At 67.3% G+C, this 25,580-nt stretch carries 23 protein-coding genes and 1 pseudogene; 16 read left to right on the top strand and 8 right to left on the bottom strand.

Going from position 1 to position 25,580, the window contains the following annotated elements; genetic code table 11:
* Window position 1: 1 nt before the first annotated feature.
* From DQP58_RS10755 to DQP58_RS10745, 3 genes and pseudogenes are all read right to left on the bottom strand, one after another.
* Window positions 2-481, bottom strand: a pseudogene (locus DQP58_RS10755) (hypothetical protein); the annotation flags it as partial.
* A gap of 76 nt (window positions 482-557) precedes the next feature.
* Window positions 558-1,106, bottom strand: a complete 549-nt coding sequence (locus DQP58_RS10750) for a hypothetical protein (RefSeq protein ID WP_112708377.1) — start codon at window positions 1,104-1,106, stop codon at window positions 558-560.
* 31 nt (window positions 1,107-1,137) lie between these two features.
* Complete coding sequence (locus tag DQP58_RS10745) at window positions 1,138-1,719, bottom strand: VOC family protein (protein ID WP_112708376.1); 582 nt, start codon at window positions 1,717-1,719, stop codon at window positions 1,138-1,140.
* 185 nt (window positions 1,720-1,904) lie between these two features.
* Between DQP58_RS10745 and DQP58_RS10740 the strand changes: the two genes are divergently transcribed.
* The 4 genes from DQP58_RS10740 to DQP58_RS10720 all read left to right on the top strand — a co-directional run bounded on the left by DQP58_RS10740 (window position 1,905) and on the right by DQP58_RS10720 (window position 7,307).
* Window positions 1,905-2,468: a TetR/AcrR family transcriptional regulator gene (locus tag DQP58_RS10740; protein WP_165827838.1), complete on the top strand. Its 564-nt coding sequence runs from the start codon at window positions 1,905-1,907 to the stop codon at window positions 2,466-2,468.
* Complete coding sequence (locus DQP58_RS10735) at window positions 2,465-3,595, top strand: alpha/beta hydrolase (protein ID WP_112708374.1); 1,131 nt, start codon at window positions 2,465-2,467, stop codon at window positions 3,593-3,595. The genes DQP58_RS10740 and DQP58_RS10735 overlap by 4 nt, the downstream gene beginning before the upstream one ends.
* A 136-nt stretch (window positions 3,596-3,731) precedes the next feature.
* Window positions 3,732-5,933, top strand: coding sequence for an acyl-CoA dehydrogenase (locus tag DQP58_RS10730; protein WP_112708373.1), 2,202 nt, complete (start codon window positions 3,732-3,734; stop codon window positions 5,931-5,933).
* A 1,011-nt stretch (window positions 5,934-6,944) separates the two neighbouring features.
* Complete coding sequence (locus tag DQP58_RS10720; protein WP_112708397.1) at window positions 6,945-7,307, top strand: ATPase; 363 nt, start codon at window positions 6,945-6,947, stop codon at window positions 7,305-7,307.
* Between the two features lie 23 nt (window positions 7,308-7,330).
* Here the strand turns inward: DQP58_RS10720 and fadD2 are convergent, their stop codons facing one another.
* Window positions 7,331-9,010, bottom strand: coding sequence for a long-chain-fatty-acid--CoA ligase FadD2 (fadD2, locus tag DQP58_RS10715; protein WP_112708396.1), 1,680 nt, complete (start codon window positions 9,008-9,010; stop codon window positions 7,331-7,333).
* A 57-nt stretch (window positions 9,011-9,067) separates the two neighbouring features.
* On the opposite strand from fadD2, the gene DQP58_RS10710 reads away from it, so the two are divergent.
* On the top strand, window positions 9,068-10,369 hold the full coding sequence (locus DQP58_RS10710) for a DNA polymerase domain-containing protein (RefSeq protein ID WP_112708371.1): 1,302 nt from the start codon (window positions 9,068-9,070) through the stop codon (window positions 10,367-10,369).
* Here DQP58_RS10710 and DQP58_RS10705 read toward each other — a convergent pair.
* Entirely contained in the window at window positions 10,366-11,757 is a 1,392-nt protein-coding gene (locus DQP58_RS10705) for a NarK family nitrate/nitrite MFS transporter (protein ID WP_112708370.1), read from the bottom strand. The two genes, DQP58_RS10710 and DQP58_RS10705, sit on opposite strands and share 4 nt — an antisense overlap.
* Window positions 11,758-11,953: 196 nt before the next feature.
* Between DQP58_RS10705 and DQP58_RS10700 the strand changes: the two genes are divergently transcribed.
* The 8 genes from DQP58_RS10700 to DQP58_RS10665 all read left to right on the top strand — a co-directional run bounded on the left by DQP58_RS10700 (window position 11,954) and on the right by DQP58_RS10665 (window position 19,704).
* A complete protein-coding gene (locus DQP58_RS10700) occupies window positions 11,954-12,538 on the top strand; it encodes a TetR family transcriptional regulator (protein WP_112708395.1) in 585 nt (194 codons plus the stop codon).
* 56 nt (window positions 12,539-12,594) lie between these two features.
* Entirely contained in the window at window positions 12,595-13,608 is a 1,014-nt protein-coding gene (locus DQP58_RS10695; protein WP_112708369.1) for an ABC transporter substrate-binding protein, read from the top strand.
* 108 nt (window positions 13,609-13,716) lie between these two features.
* Window positions 13,717-14,391 (top strand): 5-oxoprolinase subunit B family protein, encoded by a 675-nt coding sequence (locus DQP58_RS10690; protein WP_112708368.1) that lies wholly within the window; start codon window positions 13,717-13,719, stop codon window positions 14,389-14,391.
* Window positions 14,392-14,409: 18 nt separating this feature from the next.
* The gene (locus DQP58_RS10685; RefSeq protein WP_112708367.1) at window positions 14,410-15,321 is read left to right on the top strand and encodes a 5-oxoprolinase/urea amidolyase family protein; all 912 of its coding nucleotides are present in this window, start codon (window positions 14,410-14,412) and stop codon (window positions 15,319-15,321) included.
* Window positions 15,322-15,777: 456 nt separating this feature from the next.
* Window positions 15,778-17,175, top strand: a complete 1,398-nt coding sequence (locus DQP58_RS10680) for an MFS transporter (RefSeq protein ID WP_112708394.1) — start codon at window positions 15,778-15,780, stop codon at window positions 17,173-17,175.
* 89 nt (window positions 17,176-17,264) lie between these two features.
* Entirely contained in the window at window positions 17,265-18,416 is a 1,152-nt protein-coding gene (locus tag DQP58_RS10675) for a uroporphyrinogen-III synthase (protein ID WP_112708393.1), read from the top strand.
* Complete coding sequence (locus DQP58_RS10670) at window positions 18,407-19,174, top strand: sirohydrochlorin chelatase (protein WP_112708366.1); 768 nt, start codon at window positions 18,407-18,409, stop codon at window positions 19,172-19,174. Before DQP58_RS10675 ends, DQP58_RS10670 begins: the two co-directional genes overlap by 10 nt.
* Window positions 19,175-19,251: 77 nt before the next feature.
* Window positions 19,252-19,704: a hypothetical protein gene (locus DQP58_RS10665; protein ID WP_112708365.1), complete on the top strand. Its 453-nt coding sequence runs from the start codon at window positions 19,252-19,254 to the stop codon at window positions 19,702-19,704.
* Between the two features lie 13 nt (window positions 19,705-19,717).
* Here the strand turns inward: DQP58_RS10665 and nirD are convergent, their stop codons facing one another.
* Together nirD and nirB are read right to left on the bottom strand one after the other, a co-directional pair.
* On the bottom strand, window positions 19,718-20,086 hold the full coding sequence (gene nirD / locus DQP58_RS10660) for a nitrite reductase small subunit NirD (RefSeq protein ID WP_112708364.1): 369 nt from the start codon (window positions 20,084-20,086) through the stop codon (window positions 19,718-19,720).
* Between the two features lie 10 nt (window positions 20,087-20,096).
* Window positions 20,097-22,679: a nitrite reductase large subunit NirB gene (nirB, locus tag DQP58_RS10655; protein ID WP_112708363.1), complete on the bottom strand. Its 2,583-nt coding sequence runs from the start codon at window positions 22,677-22,679 to the stop codon at window positions 20,097-20,099.
* Window positions 22,680-22,906: 227 nt separating this feature from the next.
* Between nirB and DQP58_RS10650 the strand changes: the two genes are divergently transcribed.
* Window positions 22,907-23,365: an Hsp20/alpha crystallin family protein gene (locus DQP58_RS10650; RefSeq protein ID WP_112708362.1), complete on the top strand. Its 459-nt coding sequence runs from the start codon at window positions 22,907-22,909 to the stop codon at window positions 23,363-23,365.
* A 69-nt stretch (window positions 23,366-23,434) separates the two neighbouring features.
* Here the strand turns inward: DQP58_RS10650 and DQP58_RS10645 are convergent, their stop codons facing one another.
* A complete protein-coding gene (locus DQP58_RS10645) occupies window positions 23,435-24,196 on the bottom strand; it encodes an isocitrate lyase/PEP mutase family protein (protein WP_112708361.1) in 762 nt (253 codons plus the stop codon).
* A gap of 106 nt (window positions 24,197-24,302) precedes the next feature.
* Between DQP58_RS10645 and DQP58_RS10640 the strand changes: the two genes are divergently transcribed.
* Window positions 24,303-24,617 carry a hypothetical protein gene (locus DQP58_RS10640; protein WP_066866199.1) on the top strand — a complete coding sequence of 105 codons (315 nt, stop codon included), beginning with the start codon at window positions 24,303-24,305 and terminating at the stop codon, window positions 24,615-24,617.
* A gap of 91 nt (window positions 24,618-24,708) precedes the next feature.
* Entirely contained in the window at window positions 24,709-25,536 is an 828-nt protein-coding gene (locus DQP58_RS10635; RefSeq protein ID WP_112708360.1) for a hypothetical protein, read from the top strand.
* The last annotated feature ends 44 nt before the right edge of the window (window positions 25,537-25,580 follow it).

The raw sequence follows: 25,580 nt of genomic DNA, 5'->3' as shown, positions 1-25,580 counted from the left end.
TTCACACCCGGCTCAACGTCCGCCAATCCGTCGCCGCGGTGAGCGAGAAGTCGCTCAGCACACCGTAGATGGCTTGGCGTAACTCGTCATTCGAGTTTCGGCGGCCCAGCTGGTAGCCCAGGGCCGAGACGAACATCTTTGCCGTGGACCCGCCCCGACAGCAATGCCAGTGCACCGTTGGTGCGGTGCATCGTCGCGCCGGTCACCCCGGGGTACACCGACCTCATCGCGAAGCGGTCCGCCTCACCGCCATCCGGCCGGTTCACCGCCGGGTACAGCACACCGAGATTGGACGAGACGACGGTGGTTGCGTCGCCGGTGACCACGCTGATCAGCCGCCGGAACAGCCGCTCGGGGATCAGCGGAACGAGCGGCAGCAACGCCCATCGCTCGTCGAGGGCTGCAGCGTGACGTCGACGTTCGTGACCGCGTTGGCGCGGATGTCGCCGGGGGTGCGTTCGTTGACGGGCATCCCCACGTTGGAAGGACAGCATCATCGGCAGCTGCGTAGGCAGTTTGATCCAACCGGAGCCGGCTCGGGCCAAACCCTCAGCGCCTCATGGGAACAGCGGCAGGTGCCACAGCCGCATGCCGGGGTGCAGCAGCCATAACCGCATCATGGTGAGCCGCAGGATGCGCACCGCGCTGGTGATCATGAAGATCGCCAAGGGCAGCTCGATCAGCAGCGCCGTGATCATCGACAGCCAGATGTCCTTGGGCCCGGCGGTCATCAGGTCGAACCAGGCGTCGCAGATCAGCAGAACCCCGGTGGTGAAGGCGGCGAGCACCAGCAGCTGACGACGCAGGTATCCGAGCACCGCCGTCGTCAACATGAACCCGACCAGCAGGACGTCGAAGCCGACCCAGGTGATCGGCCAGTTGTGCGCGACGTAGTTCTCCGGCAGTGTCACGGACAGATAACCCAGCCATGGAACCATCGCCATGGAGCCACCGATCATCAGGCTCAACCGGATGCGCCGCACCCGGGCCAGGAACTCCGGGTCGATCACGTCGCCCAGCGGCTGCTCCAGCCGGGTGATCAGTTCTCGGCGTTGCTCGGGGGTCAGCGCCGCGATCTGCGCGTCGGTCAAAATGCCGTCGGTCATGGAACCATCCTCCGGCTCGGCCCGGTCGGATTCAGTGGGCGGCGCCCACCGGGGGCCGGCGGTCCGCCGCGGTCCGGGGCACGGCCTTGGCGTCGCCGCTCTCGAATTCCTTGACCCAGCAGGCGAATTCGAGGGTGATGCCGTCGGGGTCCTGGAAATAGAACGAGCGCACGTAGACGCCGGGATGCACGGTCGCGGACACCTGCATGGGGCTCTCGTCGTGGTTGAGCACCGGGCCCACCCGCACCCCTTTGTCCTTGAGGCGCTGGCGATAGGCGTCGAATTTCTCGGCCGGCACGTGGAAGGCCAGGTGGTTCATGGTGCTGACGGCGCTGGTGATGTCGCCGATGCCCGGGATGGCGCCCGGCGACGAGATTCCGGGCACCCGGTCGGGGGCGTCGGCAAACCAGAAGAAGGCGACGCAGTCGCCGTTGCCGGCGTCGAAGAAGAAGTGCTGGCCGGCGCCGCCGGGTAGGTCGAGCGACTTGATCAGCGGCATGCCGAGGACATTGCTGTAGAAGTCCACGGTTTTCGCCATGTCCGAACACACCAGCGCGACGTGGTTGATCCCGCCGAGCTCGAATTCGGTGTTGGTGTTGTGCGGCTTGATCATCTGGTGACTCCCCTCGGTCCCGGCTTGACGATCCTGGCCAAGATCCAAATCTGAATCTAACATCAGTTTCAGTTTTGGCCCAGGGAGGTGCGTAGGTGTCGACCGCGGCGTCCCCTGCTGACCGCGAAGGCCAGCCCGCCGAGCTCCCCACCCGTCGCGGCAGGCGGACGCAGGCCGCCATCGATATGGCAGCCCGGACCGTTATCGCGCGCAAAGGCGTGCTGGCCACGACCATCGCGGACATCGCCGCGGAAGCGGGCCGTTCGGCGGCGTCGTTTTACAACTACTACGACTCCAAAGAGGCGATGGTGCGCCAGTGGGCGCTGCGCTTTCGCGACGAGGCCAACGAGCGCGCGCAGTCGGTGACCGGACACGGCTTGTCCGAACGTGAACGGGCCTACGCCGCCGCAGCCGCGCACTGGCACACCTACCGCAACCGGCTCGCCGAGGTGATCAGCGTGTCGCAGCTGGCGATGATCAACGACGACTTCGCCCGGTATTGGGCCGAGATTTGCGAGATACCAGTCTCTTTCATCGCCGAATCGGTCCGGCGCGCCCAGGCCGACGGCCACTGCCCCGACGACGATCCGCGGCTGATCGCCGAGGCCATCGTGGCGATGTTCAACCAGTTCTGCTACCTACAGCTCGCCGGGGCACGTGCGGTGGAACCCGACGACCAAGCGTGCATCCAAACCCTGGCCAACATTTATTACCGGGCCATCTACGCGTCAGGAGGACCGCTGAATTGACTCGTCGTACCGGTGCCGGGGTGATCCGGGAATTCGTCGGGCTGCCGTCGCGCACCGCGGGGCGTGCGGGCGCGGGCGGGCACCCCTGCCAAGGGCTGTATCACCGGGGGGTGGGACGCAAACCCAAGGTGGCCATGATCGCCACGCACTACCAGATCGACTTCTCCGAGCACTATCTCGCCGACTACATGGCCACGCGCGGTGTCGGGTTTCTGGGCTGGAACACCAGGTTCCGCGGCTTCGAAAGCAGCTTCCTGCTCGACCACGCGCTGGTCGACATCGGTGTCGGGGTGCGCTGGCTGCGCGAGGTCCAGAGCGTGGATACCGTTGTGCTGTTGGGAAATTCGGGCGGTGGCTCATTGATGGCCGCCTACCAGTCGCAGGCGGTGGCCCCCAACGTCACTGCGCTGGACGGGATGCGCCCGGCGGCCGGGGTGACCGAATTGCCGCCCGCCGACGGCTATGTGGCCACCGCCGCCCATCCGGGACGCCCAGAGGTGCTCACCGCCTGGATGGACGCCGCCGTCGTCGACGAGAACGACCCCGTCGCCACCGACGCCGACCTCGACCTGTTCAACGAGCGCAACGGACCGCCCTATTCGCCGGAATTTCTCGCCCGGTACCGCAGCGCGCAGACCGCGCGCAACCACGCCATCACCGACTGGGCCGAGACCGAGCTCAAACGCGTTCGCGCGGCGGGGTTTTCCGACCGGCCGTTTTCGGTGATGCGGACCTGGGCCGATCCCCGGATGGTCGACGCCAGCATCGAGCCCACCAAGCGCGCGCCCAACATGTGCTACGCGGGCGTGCCGGCCAAGGCGAACCGCTCGGCGCACGGCATCGCGGCGGCCTGCACGCTGCGCAACTGGCTGGGCATGTGGAGCCTGCGGGTGGCGCAAACCCGCGCCGAACCGCACCTGGCCCGCATCACTTGTCCCGCCCTGGTGATCAACGCCGAGGCCGACACCGGGGTGTTCCCCTCCGACGCCCAACGCATTTTCGACGCGCTCGCCGGCACCGACAAGTCGCAGGCCTCGGTGGACACCGACCACTACTTCACCACCCCGGGCGCGCGCACCGAGCAGGCCGACATCATCGCCCACTGGATCAACAAGCGGTGGCGCTGATCGCCGCGAGCGGCCGGTGGCGACCCGCGCGCCCGGCAGCGGGAAGCCACGAGCCCATGTCGTCAACCAACCGACTGGTTGTTAGCTTGGAAGGTACTTGGCCGAAACGGCGTCCTGCAGCAACGGAAGGCGACCAATGCCGATCGCGATAAATCCCGAGCATCAAGAGCTGGCCGATTCCGTGCGATCGCTGGTGGCGCGCGTGGCGCCGTCGGAGACGCTGCACGCGGCCATGGAGACTCCCCTCGAGAACCCTCCGCCGTATTGGCAGGCGGCGGCCGAGCAGGGACTGCAGGGCGTTCATCTGGCGGAGTCCGTCGGCGGGCAGGGCTTCGGCATCCTCGAATTGGCCATCGTGCTGGCCGAATTCGGTTACGGGGCGGTGCCTGGCCCGTTCGTGCCGTCGGCCATCGCCAGCGCCCTGATCTCCGCGCATGACCCGGACGCGAAGGTGCTCGCCGAGCTCGCGTCCGGCGCCGAAATCGCCTCCTACGGCCTGAATTGCTGCGCGCTGACCGCCACCCGGCACGGCAATTCGCTGGTGATCCGCGGCGAAGTCCGCGCGGTGCCCGCGGCGGGGCAGGCCACGCTACTGGTGCTGCCGGTCGCGATCGACAGCGGCGAGGCTTGGGTGGTGCTGCGCGCCGACCAGCTCGAGATCGAGCCTGTGAAGAGCCTCGATCCGCTACGACCCGTCGCTCACGTGCGAGCCAACGCCGTCGAGGTGGGCGAGGACGTCGTGCTGACGAACCTGAACATGGCGACCGCGCACGCGCTGATGACGACCCTGCTATCCGCCGAGGCCGTCGGTGTGGCGCGCTGGGCGACCGACACCGCCTCGCACTACGCCAAGATCCGCGAGCAGTTCGGCAGGCCGATCGGCCAGTTCCAGGCCATCAAGCACAAGTGCGCCGAGATGATCGCCGACACCGAGCGGGCCACCGCGGCCGTCTGGGATGCCGCCCGCGCGATCGATGAAGCCCGCGAAAACAATTGGGACACAGCGGGTTCGCATGTCGAGTTCGCCGCCGCCGTGGCGGCGACGCTGGCGCCGGCGGCCGCCCAGCGCTGCGCACAGGACTGCATCCAGGTGCACGGCGGGATCGGCTTCACCTGGGAGCATGACACCAACGTCTACTACCGCCGGGCCTTGCTGCTGGCCGCCTCCTTCGGCCGCAGTGCGAACTACCCGCAGAAGGTGGTCGACACGGCCACCACCACCGGGATGCGTGCGCCCGCAATCGATCTCGATCCCGACACCGAGAAGCTGCGGGCGGAAATCCGCGCGGAAGTCGCCGCGCTCAAGGAGATCGAGCGTGAGCAACGCAAGGTCGCCATCGCCGAGGGTGGTTGGGTGCTGCCCTATCTGCCGAGGCCATGGGGGCGGGGTGCCAGCCCGGTCGAGCAGATCATCATCGCCCAAGAATTCGCCTCCGGGCGGGTCAAGCGGCCGCAGACCGGGATCGCGACCTGGATCGTGCCGTCGATCGTGGCGTTCGGCACCGAGGAGCAAAAGCAACGGTTCCTGCCGCCGACCTTCCGCGGCGAAATGATCTGGTGCCAGCTGTTTTCCGAACCGGGCGCCGGATCGGATCTGGCCGGCCTCACCACCAAGGCCACCCGCACCGACGGCGGCTGGCGCATCACCGGCCAGAAGATCTGGACCACCGCCGCGCAGTTTTCGCAGTGGGGCGCGCTGCTGGCCAGGACGGACCCCACCGCCCCGAAACACGCCGGCATCACCTACTTCCTGCTGGACATGAAAAGCGAAGGCGTCGACGTCAAGCCGCTGCGTGAGCTCACCGGCAACGCCATGTTCAACACCGTCTACATCGACGACGTGTTCGTGCCGGACGAGTGTGTGCTCGGTGAGGTCAACCGGGGCTGGGAGGTCAGCCGCAACACGCTGACCGCGGAGCGAGTGTCGATCGGGTCCAGCGAGGCCAACTTCCTGGCCACGCTTGCCCAGTTCGTCGAGTTCGTCCGCGACGGCCACTTCGACCAGATCGCCCAGCATCGAGCCGGCCAGTTGATCGCCGAAGGCCACGCGGCCAAGGTGCTCAACCTGCGCTCGACGCTGCTGACGCTCGCCGGCGGGGACGCGATGCCGTCGGCGGCGATCTCCAAGTTGCTGTCCATGCGCACCGGCCAGGGCTATGCCGAATTCGCGGTCTCGTCGTTCGGCACCGATGCGGGGATCGGTGACCCCGACCAACTGCCCGGCAAATGGGGCGAATACCTGTTGGCCAGCCGCGCCACCACGATTTACGGCGGCACCTCCGAGGTGCAGCTGAACATCATCGCCGAACGGCTGTTGGGCCTCCCCCGCGACCCGTAAGCAGTCGCGAAAAGTGCCCCGAACAGGGCCATGCCGACCTGACTAAGTCAGGCCGGCATGGGTCCCCCCATGCGCGGTCGGCCATCCCGAGGGTTGGCGTGTCGGCGACGGCCGCTTACCGCGCGGAGATGGTGGTCACCACCACCAGTTCCACCAGTGCTGGGGGCCCCAGTAGCCACGGCCCCAGTTCCCGTGGCCCCAGTTGCCATGCCCCCAGTTGCCATTTCCCCGACCATCATGGCCGCCCCATCCACGACCGCCGGGGCGATCGGGGATGAAGCCCGGTCCGCTATGCGGCCCAGCACTGGCGAAGCTCGTGGTGGTTGCGGGCGCAGGAGCGGCGGCAGCCGTGGGGGCGCCGCCGGTGAGCAGCGCGCCGGCCACAGCCCCGGCACCTATGACACCTGCGGCCGCGCCGCGTAATGATCGCCCGAAGATCATTTGAGTCATTCCTTCCAACCACTTGCTATCGATAACAAAAACGTTAGTGGGACATTTCTGAGCAAACAAGTGCAATTCGCTTTTTGGATTGTGAATTAGACAACAACGACGTCGCACCGGCCCAAATACTAGTGCCTACTTCCGATGCGGATTTGTGCAATTCAGTTCTTCGTAATTACTGATGCCGTCGGGCTCACCACCCGAATTTATCCAGTTCAGAGGCAGTCTACTGAATTACTGGCTCGCCGAACACGTATCTACTGATGTCAGCTTTCACGCATCAACACATTCGCTGATTTCGCGGCCTTTCACGTCAAATCGACCCGCGCCATTAGGCATCACGCGCACCCGGATTACGCGCAGACAGCTACGTTTATCCATTTGCGAGAGGATCTACGGACCGGGCCAGCGCGCGCGGCACGCAACTGCGGTTCGACGCGCCCGGCGGCCGACCGGCCCCCGGGCGGCCCGGCGACGCGACTTACGCTGGCCTCGGTGACAGAATCAGTATCGACACAACGGCACCGAGCGCTGATTTACTGATTGGCACTCACGGAGGAAGACACCGAAGTGAACTTCAACAGCAGCCACAGCGGACCCAGCGTCGGAGCCTTTCGCGCCCCCAACTCGGCCGGGGGCCCGTCGGGAGACGCCGCACCGACCGAGCGCCTCACCAGCCTCGGGCAACAGGGCGGGCACCGCATCGCCGCCCAACCGGCCGCCCAGCCGGGTCGCACCCAGCGGACGCGTCGCACCGTGGACCTGCCGGCGGCCACGCACCGGGCGCTCGACATCTGGCAGCGGGAGGCGGCCGACCGGCTGGGGGTCGCCCGGGTGACCGGGCAGGAGGTCCTCACCGCGCTGATCGACCAGCTCCTGGTCGATCCGAAGCTCACAGCGCAGATCACCCGCGCCATCAAAGACCGGCGCTGACGGTTAGCGGAAGCCGTAATGGGTTACTCGACGTCCATTTCGCGCAGCTCGCGCTTGAGGATCTTGCCGGTCGGGTTGCGCGGCAGTTCGTCGAGGAAGACCACCTCACGCGGCACCTTGTAGCGGGCCAGGTGGTCGCGCACATAGTGCTTGACGGTGTCCTCGTCGAGATCGGCGCCGTCCTTCTTCACCACGAAGGCGCGCAGCCGGTGGCCCCATTCCTTGTCCTCGACGCCGATGGCGGTCGCCTCGACGACGTCCGGATGCCCGGTGATGAGGTCCTCGACCTCGGCCGGGAAGACGTTCTCGCCGCCGGAGACGATCATCTCGTCGTCACGCCCGCTGATGTAGAGCAGCCCGTTCTCGTCGAAGTAGCCGACGTCTCCAGACGACAACAGGCCGTCGATGACCTGCTTCTTGCCGCCCCCGGTGTAGCCCTCGAACGGGAAGGCGTTGCCGACGAAGATGCGCCCGACGTCACCCTGGGGCAGCTCCTTGCCGTTGTCGTCGAAGATCTTGACCTTCACACCCTTGACGACCGGTCCGACCGTCGACGAGTTGAATTCCAGGTGCTTGGGCTCGGCGATGGTGGCGAAGGCGATCTCGGTCGAGCCGTACATGTTGTAGATGACCGGCCCCAGGTCCTTCAGGCCACGCTCGGCCAGGTCGGCTCCCAACGCCGACCCGGATACGAACACGATCTTCAGGCTGGACAGGTCGGGCTTTTTATCCATCTTCTCGATGGTGTCGAGGATCCGCGACAACATCACCGGGACGACGACCATCGCGGTCACCTTGTACTTCTCGATGTCTTCCAGCACGTGCGGCGGCTTGAACTTCCGGCGTAGCACCAGCGTCGAACCCAAGAACATCGCGATCGTGCCGTGCAGGAATCCCAGCGCGTGGAACATCGGCGCGGGCAGCGAGGTCACCTCGTTGGCCTTGAACGGGACGTGCGACAGGATGCCGCCGATGGGCGCCAGCGTCGGCGGGGTGCTGCGGTTCGCGCCCTTGGGGGTGCCGGTGGTGCCGCTGGTCAGGATGATGATCGACGAGTGCTTGCTCGCCTTGGGCGCGGGCTTCTTGTCGCTGCGCTCGATCAGGTCGGCCAGCGTCTCGTCCTTGCTGCCCGACGGCTCGTCGCTGTCGGGGTTGGTCCCGAGCGCCCGCAGCTTGCCCAACTCCGGCGATGCCTTGCTGACCGCCTTGGTGTACTCGTCGTCGTAGATGACCAGCTTGGCGCCCTCCCGCTCGGACACCTCCTTGATCTGCGGACCGGAGAACTCGCTGTTGAGCAGGATGATGCGGGCGCCCACCCTGGCGGCGCCGAAGTAGGCGATCAGGAACCAACGCGTGTTGCGGGCCAGGATGGCGACGCCGTCGCCCCCCTTGACGCCCTTTTCGATCAGCCCGTTGGCGACCGCGTGCGCGGCGTCGTCCAGCTCCTTGTAGGTGAATTCACCCTCTTCGTCGATGCACGCCGCGCGGTCGGGATGGCGCCTGGCGTTGAGCGCCGGCAACATGCCGAACTCGCCCCACTTGTAGATGTCGGCGGCCATCGCGGCGTAGTTCTGCGGTGGCTCGATTCGGAAGGCACCCGATTCGAAGATTTTGCGCACGTAGTGCAGTTCGGCCGAGCCGCGTTCGACGTATTGCTGAACTTTCGCGGCGGCCTGACCGGGGAGGCCGAGGAGGTTAGGCATGAAATCCACCTTATGTGACGTCCGTCTCAGTACGGCCAGAAATTCTGGCGAATTAGCATGAACCGCATGACCCGTCCGGTTTCGCTGGAGGTGGCCGGGCGCCAGGTCACGATCACCCATCCGGACAAGGTGGTGTTCCCCCGCGCGAGCGGCCGCGAAACCACTGGATTCTCCGGCGGCCCGTACACCAAGCTCGACCTGGTCCGCTATTACCTGTCCGTCGCCGACGGCGCGCTGCGCGGTGTGGCCGGCCGCCCGATGATCCTGAAGCGCTTCGTCAAGGGCATCACGGAAGAAGCGGTGTTCCAGAAGCGCGCCCCGGCCAAACGGCCGGACTGGATCGACGTTGCCGAACTGCATTACGCCCGAGGCACTTCCGCCGCCGAAGCGGTGATCCACGATGCCGCGGGGCTGGCCTGGGCCATCAACCTGGGCTGCGTCGACCTCAATCCGCACCCGGTGCTGGCCGACGACCTCGATCACCCCGACGAGCTGCGGGTCGACCTGGATCCGATGCCCGGGGTCTCCTGGCGACGCATCGTGGACGTCGCGCTGGTGGCCCGCGAGGTGCTCGAGGACTACGGCCTGACCGCGTGGCCCAAGACGTCGGGATCGCGTGGCTTTCACATCTATGCCCGCATCGCGCCGCGCTGGGAGTTTCGCCAGGTGCGGCTGGCCGCGCAGACCGTTGCCCGCGAAGTCGAGCGGCGCGCGCCGGAAGCAGCGACCAGCCGGTGGTGGAAGGAAGAACGCGAAGGCGTCTTCGTCGACTTCAACCAGAACGCCAAGGACCGCACGGTCGCGTCGGCCTACTCCGTGCGGGCGACGCCGGACGCCCGGGTATCGACACCGCTGCACTGGGACGAGGTCGCCGGTTGCCGGCCCGAGGCGTTCACCATCGACACCGTGCCCGCCCGGTTCGACGAGCTGGGTGACCCCTGGGCCGGGATGGACGACGCCGTCGGCGCACTCGACCGGCTGCTGGTGCTGGCCGAGGAGATGGGCCCGCCCGAGCGCGCCCCGAAAGGGTCGGGCACGCGCGGCAAGGCCACCGGCGGCAGGCGGCAGTCGGCGATGCCGCTGATCGAGATCGCCCGCACCAAGACAAAGGACGAGGCGATGGCGGCGCTGGACGTCTGGCGCGACCGCTATCCCGCGGCGGCCGGCCGGCTGCAGCCGGTCGACGTCCTGGTCGACGGGATGCGCGGGCCCAGTTCGATCTGGTACCGGATCCGGATCAACCTGCAGCACGTTCCCGAAGACCAACGGCCGCCGCAGGAAGAGCTGATCGCCGACTACAGCCCTTGGAAAAAGGAGGGGCAGGGATACGGCGGCCGACAGAAGCCGTCCGGACGCTAGATCCCCACCCGCGTGATCGCGTTGTGCTTGCGCAGGTAGCAGTACCAGGTGACGCCGAGCAGGGCGAGGAAGAACACGATGTAGAACCGCAGCGCCGGTTCGATGCTGCCGAACTCCGATTTCGACCACGCGTAGGCCAGCGGCACCACGAACCCGCCGAACGCGCCCACCGCCGAGATGACGCCCAGCGCACCGGCGGCCTGGCGGCGCATGCCCACCATGGTGTCGGGGTCGCCTCCGGCCAGCTCGCCCTTGATCTTGAAGATCCGCGAGATCATCCGGTAGGTCGAACCGTTGCCGATGCCGGTGGCGACGAACAGGAACATGAAGCTGGCGAAGAAGGCCGGCAGGTTGACCGCGTTGACCGACCACAGGGCCGCCGCCGCCCCGATCGCCAGCATCACGAAGCTGGCCGCGGTGATGCGGGCGCCGCCGATCCGGTCGGCCAGCTTGCCGCCGAGCGGCCGGATGACCGATCCGATGCCGGCACCCAGGAAGGCCCACGCCAGGGCGATGTCACCGCGCCCGAAAACCGTCTTGAGCAGGGTCGGGAAGGCGGCCGAGTAGCCGATGAACGAGCCGAAGGTGCCGATGTACAGCAGCGACATGATCCAGGTGTCGGGGTGCCGCAACGACTCCAGCACCGGCTTCACGTCGGCCTTGGCCTCGGTGAGGTTGTTCATGAACAGGAACGCGCAGATCGCGGCCACCACCGCGAGCGGCACGTAGAACAGTCCGGCGCGCGACAGCGCCATCCCGCCGCCGGCGATGACGATGGGCGGGATGATCTTCTGCACCACCGCCACGCCGATGTTTCCGCCGGCCGCGTTCAGGCCCAGCGCCCAGCCCTTGTCCTTCTCCGGGTAGAAGAACGAGATGTTGGCCATCGACGAGGCGAAGTTGCCGCCGCCGAAGCCGGCGGTAGCGGCGATCGCCACCAGAGCGGCGAACGGGATGCCTGGATGGCTCACCGCCCACGCCAGCAGCAGGCACGGGATCAGCAGCAGCGCCGCCGAGATGGTCGTCCAGTTGCGGCCGCCGAACAGCGGTACCGCGAAGGTGTAGGGCAGCCGCAGGAACGCCCCGACACCGCTGGGAACGGCCACCAGGCACAGGGCCTGGCTGGCGGTCAGCGCCCACCCGGACGCCGCGGGGTGCCCGTGCGCCCCGGCCGTCATCTGCACCACCACGATGCTCCAGAGCATCCACACGCTGAATCCGACGTGTTCGGCGAAGATCGAGAAGATCAGGTTCCGCCGGGCGATCGGCTTGCCGGTGGTCTCCCAGAATTCGGGGTCTTCGGGCCGCCAGTCATCGATCCAGTGCCGCCCCTTGCGAGACTCGCGCGGTGGCGCGGGCTGCGATGCCGGGGTGATGGTCGTGGTCATCTGGTGGGACTCCTGGCTTGAATGGGGCGGCGGGCAGTGACCCTTCGACGCTAAAGACGCACTGTTACCGGACTGCGTGTGCACAGTTACGTGGGCGATACGCAGAAATCGCAGCGGCCCGGACCCGTTTGTCAGAACTCTGCAACGCAAGATGTCGCGATCCCATGGCGAGGGCTCGATGCGCGACAATCGGCTCATGCAGGTGACTGAGGCTCCCCTGGGCCTACGGGAGCGCAAAAAGATCAAGACCCGCCGCGCCATCCGGCGCGAGGCGTTTCGCCTCATCGAGGAGAACGGCTTCGCCGCGACCACCGTCGAACAGATCGCCGAGGCGGCCGACGTGTCGCCGAGCACCTTCTTCCGCTATTTCCCGTCCAAGGAATCGCTGCTGCTCGCCGACGACCTGGACCCGCTGATCCTCGAGGCGTTGAAGGCCCAGCCGCTCAACCTGTCTTTAGCCCAGGCCTTCCGCCGGGCCTACGCGGCCGTCATCGCCGAGTTGCCTGACGACCAACTGGAGTTCGAGAGCACCCGGCAGCGGCTGATGTTTTCCATACCCGAGCTCAAGGCGGCGATGTACGACGAGTACTACCGCACCGTGACGGTCGCCGCCGAGGCGATCGCGCACCGAATCGGCCGTGCCGCAGACGATTTCGAGGTCCGGGTGTTCGCCGGGGCGTTAACGGGTGCGATGATGGCCGCCTTCGAGAGCGCCCCCAAGACCGCCGACACCATCTATCGGGCCTTGGATTTCATGGACGCCGGCATGCCGCTGGGCTAAGAGCCCCAACAGCGCGGCGATGCATTTGTGCGGGCGGAACGCGATACTCTCACGCGATGCGACAGGGATGGAATCGACGGGGATTCTTGCAGCTCGCAGGGGCTGCCGGGGTCGCCGCGATCGGCGGCGCGACCGTGCTCTCGGAGCTCGTGGCGGCGTGCTCGTCAAGCAAACCGGCTCCGGGCGCCACCCCGGGCTCGGTGACGATCACCCACCTGTTCGGTCAGACCGTCATCAAAGAACCACCCAAGCGCGTCGTCAGCGCCGGCTACACCGAACAAGACGACCTGCTCGCGGTCGGGGTGGTGCCGATCGCGGTGACCAACTGGTTCGGTGACCAACCGTCCGCGGTCTGGCCGTGGGCCACGCCCAAGCTCGGCGGGGCGCAGCCGACGGTGCTGAACCTGGACAACGGCATTCCCGTCGACCAGATCGCCGGCCTGAAACCGGATCTGATCGTGGCCGTCAACGCCGGCCTGGACGCCGACACCTATCAAAAGCTGTCCGCGATCGCCCCGACTGTCGCCCAGTCGGACGGCGACGCCTTCTTCGAACCGTGGAAGGAGCAGGCCACCACCGTCGGGCAGGCGGTCTTCCAGGCCGACCAGATGAAGTCGTTGATCGACGGCGTCGACCAGAAGTTCACCGACATCGGCAAGAAGAATCAGCAATGGACCGGCAAGAAGGCGCTGTTGATGCACGGCGCGCTGTGGCAGGGCACGGTCGTCGCCACCATGGCGGGCTGGCGGACGGACTTTTTGAACCAGATGGGCCTGGTCATCTCCGACAGCATCAAACCCTTCGGCACCGATCAGCGCGCCGTCATCCCGCGCGATCACATCAGGGCGGTGCTCGATTCCGCCGACCTGGTGATCTGGACGACCCAGAACCCCGACGATCAGAAGGCGATACTGGCCGACCCGGAGGTGGCCGGGTCGCTGACCACGGCGCAGAACCGGCACATCTTCACCACCAAGGACCAGGCCGGCGCCATCGCGTTCGCGTCGCCGCTGAGCTACCCCGTCATCGCCGACCAGTTGCCCCCGCTGATCACCAAGATCCTGGGGTAGCGACGCGCGGCCGGCTGTTTGAGCGTTTGCTAAGGCAGCTCTGGCAGTGCTCGAAAATCCGTCGCCCGCCCCTCGCACAGGCCCCGATCCCGGGGTTACCGTCGAGTAATGAGCGTGACGGATCTTAGCGGCGACCTGGCCCACAACCTGCCGACGGAGCTGGTCGGCAACACCGTCGTGGACTACGGCGACCGTGCGCTGATGGTGCAATGCGGCAGTACCGCCGAGGTATTGGCGTGGGCGGACGCGCTGCACGCCGCCGCGATACCGGGTGTGGTCGACGTCGTGCCGGCCGCCCGCACGGTGCTGGTGAAGCTGGACGGCCCGCGCTATCAGGGCGTCATCCGTCAGCGGCTGCGCAAGATGCGCGTCGACGCCGCCCCGGGTGCAGCCCCGGAGCGCCGCGCCGACGTGGTCATCGACGTCGTCTACGACGGCCCGGACCTGGCCGAGGTCGCCGACCGCACCGGACTGACCATCGCTGCGGTGATCGACGCCCACACCGCCACGCCGTGGCGGGTCGGATTCAGTGGATTCGCACCGGGTTTCGCGTATCTGGTCGACGGCGACCCGCGCCTGCGGGTGCCGCGCCGCCCCGAGCCGAGGACATCGGTGCCCGCCGGCTCGGTCGGCCTCGCCGGTGAATTCAGCGCGGTCTATCCGCGGCAGTCCCCGGGCGGGTGGCAACTCATCGGCCACACCGACGCGGTGCTGTGGGATCTGCAGCGGTCGAACCCGGCGTTATTGGCGCAGGGCATGTGGGTTCGGTTCCGGGCCGTTTAGATACCTGAGGAGATAGCCGTGCCGATCCTGGAGATCCTGCGCACCGGACCGTTCGCCGTCGTCCAAGACCTCGGTCGCCCGGGGCTGGCCCACCTGGGCGTGAGCCGCTCGGGAGCTGCCGACCGGCGCGCGCACAAGCTGGCCAACCGGCTGGTGGCCAACCCCGACGACCGCGCCACCGTGGAGGTGACGTTCGGCGGTTTCGCGGCCAGGGTCACCGGTGGTGATGTGGACATCGCGGTGACGGGCGCCGACACCGACCCCACGGTCAACGGAATCAAGTTCGGCACCAACAGTATTCACCATGTGCGCGATGGCGAGGTGATCTCGCTGGGCGCGCCCCGCGCGGGGCTGCGCAGCTATCTGGCGGTCCGCGGCGGCATCTGTGTGGAGCCGGTGCTGGGGTCGCGCAGCTACGACGTGATGTCGGCCATCGGCCCGGCGCCGCTGCGCAGCGGCGACCGTCTGCCGATCGGCGAGCACACCGACGCCTATCCCGAACTGGACCAGGCGCCGGTCGCGGCCATCACCGACCATGTCGTCGAGCTGTCCGTGGTGCCCGGACCGCGCGACGACTGGTTCGTCGATCCCGACGCCCTGGTGCACACCGATTGGGTGGCCTCGGATCGCAGCGACCGGGTGGGGATGCGGCTGACCGGCCGGCCGCTGCAGCACCGCTACCCGGACCGGCAGCTGCCCAGCGAGGGCGCCACCCGCGGCGCAATTCAGGTGCCTCCCAACGGTTTACCGGTGATCCTGGGACCCGACCATCCCGTCACCGGCGGCTACCCGGTGATCGGCGTGGTGGTCGACGAGGACGTGGACAAGATCGCCCAGGTGCGCCCCGGCCAAACGGTGCGACTGCACTGGGCGCGGCCCAGGTCCCTGGTGGGCGCCCAGTCCGGTGCCGCGAGTTGGCCGTTTTCCTAGATCTCGGCCGCCGTTTTGTCGGCACGGGAATCGCCTGTAGTCCAGCTCACACCGCAGCTACCGTATGCGTGAAATCACTTGACGGCGGCGCCCATTCACGGTCGATGAACCGCGGCCTCGCGAACTGATTGCCCCTCAGGCAGTTACCAGATAACTGGTAAACAACTAACAGGCGATATCGGCCCATTCCGGTTGACCCGTTGGCGTCGTAAGTGTGAGCATCGGACCATACGGCGGGGCATGCCCGTCCATTCGGGGCGCCCAAGCGTCGAAAGCCAGTCTCCGAACCGCTTTCCCGATATCGGGCTGGCGCGGCGGCGGCCGGATGCGGCGGTTTGTGGGGCCTGAGGAGAGGATCTGTATGCACGCCGATCGGCGCGATGCCATTGGGGCGCAATCGCTTTCGGTGATACGGCGACGGGCATGAGCGCCGTGGCGAAGAAAGGTGACGACCGGATGGGCCGCAACCACCGCATCGCGGACTGGAATCCGGAGGACACGGCGGCCTGGGAGGCCGGCAATAAGAAGATCGCCCGGCGCAACCTGCTGTGCACCATCGCCGGTGACCACGTGGCGTTTTCGATCTGGACCCTGTGGCCCGTCATGGCGTTGTTCATGCCGGGGTCGGTCTACGGCTTCTCCGCCGGCGACAAGCTGCTGCTCGGCGCGGTCGCCACGCTGGTCGGTGGTTGCGCCCGGATCCCCTACACCTTGGGCATCGCCGCCTTCGGCGGTCGCAACTGGACGACGTTCTCGGCCTTCGTATTGCTGATCCCGACGGCCGGCACCATCGTGCTGCTAGCCAATCCCGGTGTGCCGCTGTGGGCATTCGTGCTGTGCGCAGCCCTGACGGGCCTGGGGGGCGGCAACTACGCGGCCTCGCTGGCCAACGTCAACGCCTTCTACCCGCAGCGACTCAAGGGCGCCGCGCTGGCCGTCAACGCCGGCGTCGCCAATCTGGGGGTGGCGGTGATCCAGTTGGTCGGCCTGCTGGTGCTGGCCACCGCCGGCCACGAGGCGCCGTACTGGGTGTGCGCGGTGTACCTGGTGTTGTTGGTCGTCGTCGGCATCGCGGCCGCCTTGTTCATGGATAACGTCAACCACGGCACCCAGCTGAGCACCATGCGCTCGATCCTGTTCGAGCGCGACACGCACGTGATCTCGCTGCTCTACATCGCCACCTTCGGCTCCTGGATCGGCTTTTCCTTCGCGTTCGGTCAGGTGCTGCAGGTCAACTTCGCCGAAGCCGGGGAAAGCCCGAAGCATGCGGCGCTGCACGCCGCGCAGCTGGCCTTCCTCGGGCCCCTGCTCGGCTCGCTGGCGCGCATCTACGGTGGTCGGTTGGCCGATCGCCTCGGCGGCAGCTACGTCACCCTGGGCGTCCTGGGCGGCATGACCCTGAGCGCCGGGCTGCTGGTCACCATCAGCACCTTCGACGACCACCACGCCGCGGCCCACTCCACCAGCATGATCGGCTACGTCACCGGCTTCATGGTGTTGTTCGTCCTGTCCGGCATGGGCAACGGTTCGGTGTTCAAGCTGATCCCGTCGGTATACGAGGCGCGCAGCCGTTCACTGGACGCGAGCGAGGACGAACGCCGGCATTGGGCCCGCGCGAAGGCGGGGTCGCTGATCGGCGTCTGCTCCGCCGTCGGTGCGCTCGGGGGCGTGGGGATCAACCTTGCGCTGCGCCAGTCATACCTGAGCACCGGCACCGAAACGTCGGCGTACTGGGTGTTTCTGGCGTCCTATGTGGTGGCGGCGATCATGACCTGGATGGTCTACGTGCGCCGGCCCACCTCCGCGCCGCGCCTGTCCGGGTCGGCACCGGAAACCGAGGCGGCCCGCGTGTGAGCGGACTCGCAACACGGGCAATGCCACAGCAATTGACCGGTAACGCAACGGAAACGTCGCAGGCATACACACTTCATATGGCCCCCCAACTGGCCCCACCAGACTCCGCGCCGCTGACCGGCTACCGGATCGCCGTCACGTCGGCGAACCGCGCCGAGGAGCTGTGCGCGTTGCTGCGCCGCAACGGCGCGGAGGTGTCCAGCGCCGCTGCCATCAACATCATCGCGTTGCCCGAAGACGAAGAGCTGCAGAACCACACCGAGGCGGTGATCGCGGAGCCGCCGGATATCTTGGTGGCGCACACCGGCATCGGCTTTCGCGGCTGGGTCGCCGCGGCCGACGGGTGGGGTCTGGCCACCCAACTGCTGGCGTCGCTTGCCAAGTCGCGGATCGTGGCCCGCGGCCCGAAGGCGACGGGGGCGTTGCGCGCCGCCGGATTACACGAGGAGTGGTCGCCCAAATCCGAATCGTCGCGCGAGGTCCTGCGCTACCTTCTCGAGTCGGATGTCGCCGGCAAGCGCGTCGCCGTCCAGCTGCACGGCGCGGCCGACGGGTGGGATCCCTTCCCCGAATTCATCAACGGCTTGCGGTCGGCGGGCGCCCAGGTGGTGCCCATTCACGTATACCGCTGGAAGCCAACGCCGGCCGGCGGCGACTTCGACCAGCTCGTCGCCTCGGTCGCGCGGCGCCAGTTCGACGCGGTGACGTTCACCTCCGCCCCCGCCGGCGCGGCGCTGCTGGAGCGCAGCCGCGAGTTGGGCATCGAAGACCAACTGCTGCAGGCGCTTCGCAGCGACGTGCACGCGATGTGCGTCGGCCCGGTCACCGCGCAACCGTTGATCCGTGCCGGGATCCCGACGTCGTCGCCCGAGCGAATGAGGTTGGGGGCGTTGGCCCGCCACATCGCCCAGGAACTCCCGCCCCTGCGGTCGTGCACCATCCGCGCGGCCGGCCACGACATCGAGATCCGCGGGACCTGCGTGCTGGTCGACGGTTCGGTGAAGTCGCTGTCGGGGTCGGGCATGGCGACCCTGCGCGCGCTGGCGCAACGCCCCGGCGATGTCGTCGCGCGCAACGACTTGCTCCGGGTGCTGCCCGGCAACAGCAACGACCCGCACGCCGTCGATACCGCGGTGCTGAGGTTGCGAACGGCGTTAGGCGACAAGAACATCGTCGCAACGGTGGTCAAGCGCGGCTACCGTCTTGCGATCGACCATCCGGAAGACTCCCCATGGCACTGATCCTGGTAGCACACGGCACCCGCCGCCCTGGCGGTGTGGCGATGGTCGAAGACCTTGCGGCACAGGTGGGTACGCTGGTCCGCAACCAAGTCGACGTCGCCTTCGTGGACGTGGTGGGCCCCACCCCCAGCGAGGTCCTGGTGCGCGTGAAGGCGGACGCACGGCCCGCCATCGTCGTGCCCGCGTTCCTGTCGCGCGGATACCACGTCCGCGCCGACCTGCCCGCGCACGTGGCGGCCAGCGGCCACCCGAACGTGCTCGTCACCCCCGCGTTGGGTCCGAGCGGTCAGATCGCCCGCATCGTCGGCGACCAGTTGGTGAAATGCGGCTGGCGTCCGGGCGATTCGGTAATATTGGCGGCCGCGGGAACCTCGGATGACAAGGCGCGCGCGGACCTGCACACCACCGCGACGTTGTTGTCCGCGTTGACCGGATCGCGAGTGAGCCTGGCGTTTGCGGCCACCGGCGATCCGCAGCTGGCCGAGGCCGTAGAGCGGGCCCGCGCGCGCCGCGCCGGCAGCCGCGTCGTGGTCGCCTCATACCTGCTGGCCGACGGCCTGTTCCAGCAACGGCTGCACGGTTGTGGCGCCGACCTGGTCAGCGAACCGCTGGGCACCCATCCCGGGCTGGCGCGCTTGATCGCCAACAGGTTCCGGCGGGCCCTGCCGCCGGTGCTGGCCCCCACCGCCCGGCACGCATCGCGCCGGTCGAGCCCGCATCAGCTGGCCCACGGTCGCGCCGTGCGCTCGGTTCCGTAGCGCCAAACGGCCACCGTCGAGCCACGCCGGTGCCGGCATTCCTTGATCTTTGCCCGCAGACGGGTGATCCTGGCACCATGCCCCGTCGCGAAGAGCCGTCGCGTGGGATCCTCGACCCGGTCGCCAAGATGTTGCGGTTGCCCTTCGGCACACCGGAATTCATCGACCGGATGGTCACCGGCGGGGTCAACCAGGTGGGCCGGCGGACCCTGCGCACGCTCATCACCACCTGGGACGCCGCCGGTGGCGGCCCGTTCGCGGCCAGCGCCATCGCGTCGACGGGGATGGCGAAGACCGCCGAGATCGTGCAAAACATGTTCGTCGGCCCGGTCTTTGGCCCACTGTTGAAAATGCTGGGGGCCGACAAGGTCGCCCTGCGCGCCTCGCTGTGCGCCTCACAGCTGGTGGGCCTGGGCATCATGCGCTACGGCATCCGCTCCGAGCCGCTGCATTCCATGTCGGTGGAGGCGATCGTCGACGCGATCGGGCCGACGATGCAGCGCTACCTGGTCGGCGACATCACCCGGTGAACCGGGGTCAAGATCAGGCGGCCCGCTGCTGGTAGTCCCGCGCGACCTGGACGTAGCCGTCGGCCGTGATCCGCACCGGGTACACCGGCACCGAAACAGTCGGATCATCCAGGCACGAACCGTCTTCGAGCGAGAAGGCCTGCTTCAAGATGGGCGACTGCACCGTGACACGGCCGTCCCGGTCGCCCACGATCCCGCGCGACAGCACCGCGGCCCCGGAAAACGGGTCGACGTTGCCGATCGCGTGCACCGAGCCGTCATCGAGCCGGAACAGCGCCGCCTGGGAGCCGTCGTCGAGCAGCACGCCGACCCCGCGACCCGGAATGAGGTGGTCGTAAGCGCAAGCGTGGGTCCACACCGCAATGTCGTTGAGAAGTGTCATGATCCCTTCCTCACTCTTCCGGAGTTGTCGCTGTACGAACCCGCGGCATGCCAATGGACACAGGGATTTTGCGCCCGGCATGCTCGGTGAATGCCACGGTCGAGTCGACGGCATCCGGGGCGTTGACGAACGACACGAACCGCGACAGCTTGTCCGGGTCGTCCAGCACGCCCTTCCATTCGCACTTGTAGTTCTCGACGTGCCGCTCCATTGCGGCCTCGAATTCGGCGGCCAGGCCCAGCGAGTCGTCACACACCACCTCGCGCACGTGGTCCAGGCCGCCGTCGAGGGAGTCGACCCACGGCGCCGTGCGCTGCAGCCGGTCGGCCGTCCGGATGTAGTACATGACGAACCGGTCGACATAGCGGACCAGCGTTTCGGTGTCCAGATCACTGGCCAACAGCTGCGCGTGCTTGGGCGTCATACCGCCGTTGCCGCCGACGTAGAGGTTCCAGCCCTTTTCGGTGGCGATGACGCCCACGTCCTTGGAGCGCGCCTCGGCGCATTCTCGCGCGCAGCCCGAGACGCCCATCTTGATCTTGTGCGGCGCCCGCAGGCCGCGGTAGCGCAGTTCCAGATCGATGGCCAGCTGAACGGAATCCTGCTGCCCGTAACGGCACCAGTCGGTGCCCACGCAGCTTTTCACCGTGCGCAACGCCTTGCCGTAGGCGTGGCCAGACTCCATGCCGCCGTCGACCAGGCGCTTCCAGATCTCCGGCAGTTGGTCGACCCGGGCGCCGAACATGTCGATCCGTTGGCCCCCGGTGATCTTGGTGTAGAGCCCGAAATCCTGGGCGATCTGGCCGATCAGGATCAGGTGCTCGGGCTTGATGTCTCCGCCGGGCACCCGGGGCACCACCGAGTAGCTGCCGTTCTTCTGAATGTTGGCCAGGAAGTGGTCGTTGGAATCCTGCAGCGAGGCCTGCTCGCCTTCGAGGATGTGTTCCGATCCGGTGGAGGCCAGGATGGAGGCGACGACGGGTTTGCAGATGTCGCAACCCTTTCCGCGGCCGAAGCGCTCCAGCAGACCGGAGAAGGTCCGGATCTCGGTGGCGGAGATGATCTCGAAGAGCTCCGCGCGCGACTGGCTGAAGTGCTCGCACAGGGCCTTGGACTGTTCGACGCCCTCGGCCTCCAGCAGCTGCTTGAGCAGCGGGACGCACGACCCACACGAGGTGCCGGCCGAGGTGCACGCCTTCAACGCCGGGACATCCGCGCAGCCGTCGGCGATCGCACACTTCAGATCGCCCTTGGTGACGTTGTTGCAGGAGCAGATCTGTGCCGAATCCGGCAGCGCCCCAACGCCCAACGCGGTGCCGGTGCCCGAGGAGGCAGGCGCGATCAGCGCGAGCGGGTCGCCGGGCAGCTCGCTGCCTACCATGGGCCGCAGCACGCCGTAGGAGGAGGCGTCGCCGACCAGCACGCCGCCCAGCAGCGTCTTGGCGTCGTCGGAGAGCACCAGCTTGGCGTAGGTCCGGTTGACCGCGTCGTTGATCGCGACCTCGAGGCAGTTCTCGGTCGTCCCCATCGCGTCGCCGAAGCTGGCCACGTCGACGCCCAGCAGCTTGAGCTTCGTGGACAGGTCGGCCTCGCCGAACTCCGCGACCCCGTCGAGCAGCCGGTCGGCCACCACCTCGGCGGAGGTGTAGCCCGGACCCACCAGGCCGTAGCAGCGCCCACCGATCGCCGCGACCTCACCTATCGCGTAGATGTCGGGATCGCTTGTCTGGCAAGCAACGTCGGTGAGCACGCCGCCACGCTCGGCGCGGTCCAGCCCGGCCGCGGTGGCCAGTTCGTCGCGCGGCCGGATGCCGGCCGCGAAGATCACCAGACCGGCCTCGATGACCTGACCGTCGGTGAGGCTCACGCGCACCGAGGTGGAGCCGTCCGCATGCTCGATCGACTCGATCGATTCGGTGCCCGTGCCGACGTGCACCGAGATGCCGAGCTCGCCGATCATCCTGGCCAGCAGCGCGCCGCCGGCCTCGTCGATCTGCTGGGCCATCAGCCGCGGCATCATCTCGACGACGTGGGTCTGCAACCCGAACTGGCGCAGCGCATTAGCGGCCTCCAGCCCGAGCAGGCCGCCACCGATGACCACACCCGCGGCGGCGTGTGAGGTTTCCACCGTGCGCTGGGCGTCGGCGCGGATGGCGTCGAGGTCGTCAAGGGTGCGGTAGACGTGACAGGCGGGCAGGTCGTGGCCCGGCACCGGCGGCACGAAGGCGTACGACCCGGTCGCCAGGACCAAGGTGTCGTAGTCGTGCCGCTGACCGTCGGCGGTGACCACCGTCTTTGTCGCGCGGTCTATTTCGGTAACGCGCTGGTTCAGCACCAGCCGGACCTGCTCGTCACCCTCATATTCGTTGCCGGGCAAGGCCAGTAGCTTGCGATCCCAGCTTTCGGTGTACGAGGTCAGCCCCACGCGGTCGTAGGCCGCGTTGGTCTCCTCGGCGAAAACCGTGATGCGCCACAGTCCCTCGGTGTCACGGGCGCGCAGCGCCTCGACGAACCGGTGCCCCACCATGCCATGTCCGACTACGATGATGTGACGAGGCGCACAGCTGGCGCGCGAAATCCCGTCTGCAGACATGGCTTTGAGGGTAACGGCCGGAAATTACGTTCTTTTCGCCCAATGTGACGGTCCTATGACGAGGATCTCACAACTCACAGGAACCGATGTGATTGGTCATTCGCTGCCAGCGAACGGCGAGGTGGAACTTAAGCGTGGTCGACTCATGTTTGCAGTAGTAGCCGGTCGCGCAGGCGCCGGTCACAGGAATCTCACAATGAAGCTCAAGGAATTGAAAGGGAAGCGTCATGAGCACCCTCGCATTGTGGTCGCGACCGGTCTGGGACACCGACAGGTGGTTGCGCGACTTCTTCGGCCCCGCCGCCGCGGCGGACTGGAATACCCCGGCGACCAGCGGTTTGCGGCCCGCCGCCGAGATCGTCAAGGACGGCGACGACGCGATCGTACGGGTCGAACTCCCGGGCGTTGACGTCGACCAGGACGTCAAGGTCGAGGTCGACCGCGGCCACCTGATCATCCACGGCGAACACCGCGACGAGCACGCGCAGGAGGTAGGGGGAGGTGGCGGCCGAATGCTGCGCGAGATCCGGTACGGATCGTTCCGCCGAACATTCCAACTGCCCGCCCACGTCACCAGCGACGCCATCAAGGCGAGCTATGACGCCGGCGTGCTGACCGTGCGGGTCACCGGTGCCTTGAAAGATCCAGCCGGTAGCCAGGCGCAGCGCATCGAGATCACCAAATAATCTCCGGCCCGTCCGGACCGAGATTGGCGAATCCGGCGGAGCCGCAACGGCTCCGCCGGATTCATCGCGTCAGCCCCAGCGGGCGAGCAGCTCCTTGGCGTGGGCCGCCAGCGCGGCCTGAAAGAAGGGCCCGAAGCTGATCCGCGCGATGCCCAGCGGACCGAAAGACGCCGGGTCGTCCTGATCGGGCAGCGCGATCGCGTTGACCGGCCGCTGCAACTCTTCCGTCAGGCGCCGCAACGTGTCGGGGTCGTGGCGGCCCACCGGATAGAGGACATCGGCGCCCGCGGCGGCGGCCTTGTTCAGCCTGTCCACCGCCCGCTCGACGCGATCGGAGGCCTCGCCGTCCTGGCGCAGGAACAGATCGGTCCGGGCGTTGATGACGACGTGTACCCCGGTGGAGTCGGCGGCCGACCGCAGCTCGCCGACCAGATCGGCGTGTTCGTCGGCGGACCGCAGCCGCTTGCCCTCCGAGTGCACGGTGTCTTCGATGTTCAGCCCGACCGCCCCGACGCCCAGCAGGCCCTCGATCAGCCGGTCCGCCCGCTGGCCGTAGCCGGATTCGATGTCCACCGACACCGGGACGTCGACCGCGGCGGTGATCTGCGCGACCCGGGTGAGCACATCGTCGAACGACATGCCCTCGTTGTCCGGTTTGCCGATCGAGTCCGCCATCGGATGGCTGCCCACGGTGAGCGCGGCGAATCCGGCGCCGGCGGCCAGCCGGGCCGACCAGGCATCCCACACGGTCGGCAGGATGACCGGGTTGCCCGGCCGGTGCAGTTCCAGCAGCGCGGCGGCCCGCTCGGCCGGTCCGGCGCGTCCCGTCATAAGTGTTTGCTCCCTCGGCATCCCGGCTCAACGACCTGACGTCTGGCGTGTGCAGTGGATAGTATCGAGGGCGTACTGTGATCCGAAACACTGCCGAGGAGATCCTTTGACTCGCACGCCGAGCACGACTGGCACGACCGAATTCGCCGAATTACACGACCTCATCGGCGGCCTGCGGCGGTGCGTGAGCTCCCTGCGGGCCCGATACGGTGACAGTCCGGCCATGCGGCGCATCGTCATCGACGCCGACCGCATCCTGTCCGACGTCGACCTACTCGACACCGACGTGTCCGAATTGGACCTGGCGGGCGCCACCGTGCAGCAGTCCGGTGAGAAGATCGTCATTCCCGACACCCAATACGACAGCGAATTCTGGCGCGATGTCGACGACGAGGGTGTCGGCGGTCACAACAGGTCCTGAACAAGCCCGAACAACACAAGCCCCCCAGAAAAGGGGGGCTTGGTTCTGTGTACCCTTCGACCTACAGCCCGTTCGAAGAGGAACACACTAAATGAGCGCACCCACGGCGAACCGTCCTGCGTCCGGTGTCTTTTCACCCACGCGCGCCCGTATCCCACAACGCACCCTGCGCACCGATCGGTGGTGGATGTCGCCGCTGCGGATCGATCTAGGCTTCGCCGCATTCATTATTTATGCGACGGCGCGGGCGTTCCAACAGGGTTACTTCTTCGTTCCCAAATACCACTACCTGACGCCGTTCTACTCGCCCTGCGTGAGCAAGGGTTGCGGTGAGGCCGGCGACATCTGGCCGCAGTTCCTGCCCGACGTGTGGTGGCTGCCGTACGCCGCCTTGTCGCTGCCGTTCCTGCTGCTGTTCCGCCTGACCTGCTACTACTACCGCGGTGCCTACTACCGCACGGTGTGGCAGTCGCCCAGCGCATGCGCGGTGGCCGAGCCCCGCGTGCACTACACCGGCGAGACCAAGTTCCCGCTGATCATCCAGAACACCCACCGGTACTTCTTCTATATCGCCAGCATCATCTCGGTGATCAACACCTACGACGCGATCGTCGCGTTCCACTCCGACAGCGGGCCGGGCGGATTCGGCTTCGGTCTGGGCAATCTGATCCTGCTCGGCAACGTCATCATGCTGTGGATCTACACGCTGTCCTGCCACTCCTGCCGGCACGTCACCGGCGGGCGGCTCAAGCACTTCTCCAAGCACCCTGTGCGGTACTGGATCTGGACCCAGGTCAGCGTCATCAACACCCGCCACAAGCTGTTCGCCTGGATCACGCTGGGCACGCTGATGCTCACCGACTTCTACATCGCACTGGTGGCCAGCGGCACCATTCCTGACCTCAGGTTTGTTGGCTGACAAGCCATTTCGAAATAAATCACGGATTCAGCTAGCGAGGGTTT

The sequence above is a fragment of the Mycobacterium colombiense genome, from assembly GCF_003284975.1.
GTDB classification, from domain to species: domain Bacteria; phylum Actinomycetota; class Actinomycetes; order Mycobacteriales; family Mycobacteriaceae; genus Mycobacterium; species Mycobacterium europaeum_A.
The sequence above is the reverse complement of the archived record's forward strand: the minus strand, read 5'-3'. Positions and strand labels throughout refer to the sequence as shown.